Source organism: Pseudomonas sp. HMSC066A08 (assembly GCF_001813025.1).
Lineage (GTDB): Bacteria > Pseudomonadota > Gammaproteobacteria > Pseudomonadales > Pseudomonadaceae > Pseudomonas > Pseudomonas aeruginosa.
The window spans coordinates 40,001-42,586 of record NZ_KV811339.1; the positions used below are offsets into that span (position 1 = coordinate 40,001).

A 2,586-nucleotide genomic window follows, 5' to 3' on the forward strand; every position below is an offset into this window, starting at 1 on the left:
CGCCAACCTGCTCAAGCCGGCCCTGGCGCGCGGCACCCTGCGCACCGTGGCGGCGACCACCTGGGCCGAGTACAAGAAGCACATCGAGAAGGACCCGGCGCTGACCCGGCGTTTCCAGGTGGTGCAGGTGGACGAGCCGTCCGAGCACAAGGCCATCCTGATGATGCGCGGTGTCGCGTCGACCATGGAGAAGCACCACCAGGTGCAGATCCTCGACGAGGCGCTGGAGGCGGCGGTCCGGCTGTCGCACCGCTACATCCCGGCGCGCCAGCTGCCGGACAAGTCGGTGAGCCTGCTGGATACCGCTTGCGCGCGCACCGCCATCAGCCTGCACGCGGTGCCGGCCGAGGTCGACGATAGCCGCCGGCGCATCGAGGCGCTGGAAACCGAGCTGGCGATCATCCGCCGCGAGAGCGCCATCGGCGTCGCCACCGCCGAACGCCAGCGCAACGTCGAGACCCTGCTGGCCGAGGAGCGTGAGCGCCTGGCCGCCCTGGAGCAGCGCTGGGCCGAGGAAAAACGCCTGGTCGACGAACTGCTGGAGACCCGCGCCCGCCTGCGCGCCGCCGCCGAAGCGGTGGACGCCGGCGGTGCGCCGCTGGGCGAGGGCGAGGCGCGTCTCGACGAGGAGCAGCGCCAGGCGCTGCATGCGCGGCTGGCGGAGCTACAGGCGCAACTGAGCGCGTTGCAGGGCGAAGAGCCGCTGATCCTGCCGACCGTGGACTACCAGGCGGTGGCCTCGGTGGTCGCCGACTGGACCGGCATCCCGGTCGGCCGCATGGCGCGCAACGAGATCGAGACCGTGCTCAACCTCGACCGGCACCTGAAGAAGCGCATCATCGGCCAGGACCACGCGCTGGAGATGATCGCCAAGCGCATCCAGACTTCTCGCGCCGGCCTCGACAACCCGAGCAAGCCGATCGGCGTGTTCATGCTCGCCGGCACCTCCGGGGTGGGCAAGACCGAGACCGCGCTGGCCCTGGCCGAGGCCATGTACGGCGGCGAGCAGAACGTCATCACCATCAACATGAGCGAGTTCCAGGAAGCCCACACCGTCTCCACCCTCAAGGGCGCCCCGCCCGGCTACATCGGCTACGGCGAGGGCGGCGTGCTGACCGAGGCGGTGCGTCGCAAGCCCTATAGCGTGGTGCTGCTGGATGAAGTGGAGAAGGCCCACCCGGATGTCCACGAGATCTTCTTCCAGGTCTTCGACAAGGGCGTGATGGAGGACGGCGAAGGCCGGGTGATCGACTTCAAGAACACCCTGATCCTGCTCACCACCAACGCCGGCACCGAGATGATCGCCAGCCTCTGCGCCGATCCGGAACTGATGCCCGAGCCGGAAGCCATCGCCAAGTCGCTGCGCGAACCGCTGCTGAAGATCTTCCCGCCGGCGCTGCTCGGCCGCCTGGTGACCATCCCCTACTACCCGCTCAGCGACGACATGCTCAAGGCCATCTCGCGCCTGCAACTGGGGCGGATCAAGAAGCGCGTGGAGGCGACCCACAAGGTGCCGTTCGAGTTCGACGAGGGCGTCGTCGAGCTGATCGTCTCGCGTTGCACCGAGACCGAGAGCGGCGGCCGGATGATCGACGCGATCCTCACCAACACGCTGTTGCCGGACATGAGCCGCGAGTTCCTCACCCGCATGCTCGAAGGCAAGCCGTTGGCCGGGGTACGTATCAGTAGCCGCGACAACCAGTTCCACTACGACTTCGCCGAGGCCGAGTGACAACCGGCGATACGCAGAGCAGTAGAAGGAACCGTCGATGGGATTGATGCAACTGACCCGCCTGGTCCAGGTGGATTGCCCGCTGGGGGCGGACGTGCTGCTGTTGCAGCGCATGGAGGGACGCGAGGAACTGGGACGGCTGTTCGCCTACGAGCTGCACCTGGTATCGGAAAACCCCAACCTGCCGCTGGAACAGTTGCTCGGCAAGCCGATGAGCCTGTCGCTGGAGCTGCCCGGCGGCAGCCGGCGCTTCTTTCACGGCATCGTCGCGCGCTGTAGCCAGGTGGCCGGGCACGGCCAGTTCGCCGGCTACCAGGTCACCCTGCGGCCCTGGCCGTGGCTGCTGACGCGCACCTCGGACTGCCGCATCTTCCAGAACCAGAGCGTGCCGGAGATCATCAAGCAGGTATTCCGCGACCTCGGCTTCTCGGACTTCGAGGATGCCCTCACGCGCCCCTACCGCGAGTGGGAATACTGCGTGCAGTACCGCGAGACCAGCTTCGACTTCATCAGCCGGCTGATGGAACAGGAAGGCATCTACTACTGGTTCCGCCATGAGCAGAAGCGTCACATCCTGGTGCTCTCCGACGCCTACGGCGCGCATCGCAGCCCGGGTGGCTACGCCAGCGTGCCGTACTACCCGCCGACCCTCGGCCATCGCGAGCGCGACCACTTCTTCGACTGGCAGATGGCACGCGAGGTCCAGCCCGGTTCGCTGACCCTCAACGACTACGACTTCCAGCGCCCCGGCGCGCGCCTGGAGGTGCGTTCGAACATCGCCCGGCCGCACGCGGCGGCCGACTACCCGCTGTACGACTATCCCGGCGAATACGTGCAGAGCCAGGACGGCGAGC

1 protein-coding gene and 1 pseudogene are annotated in these 2,586 nt (G+C 67.6%); both read left to right on the top strand.

What is annotated here, in order from left to right; all coding sequences use genetic code 11:
• The coding region (locus HMPREF2886_RS23060; RefSeq protein ID WP_139148422.1) for an AAA family ATPase at positions 1-1,732 on the top strand (1,732 nt) is incomplete at its 5' end.
• 46 nt (positions 1,733-1,778) lie between these two features.
• A pseudogene (gene vgrG1a, locus HMPREF2886_RS23065) lies at positions 1,779-2,586 on the top strand (type VI secretion system spike protein VgrG1a); the annotation flags it as partial.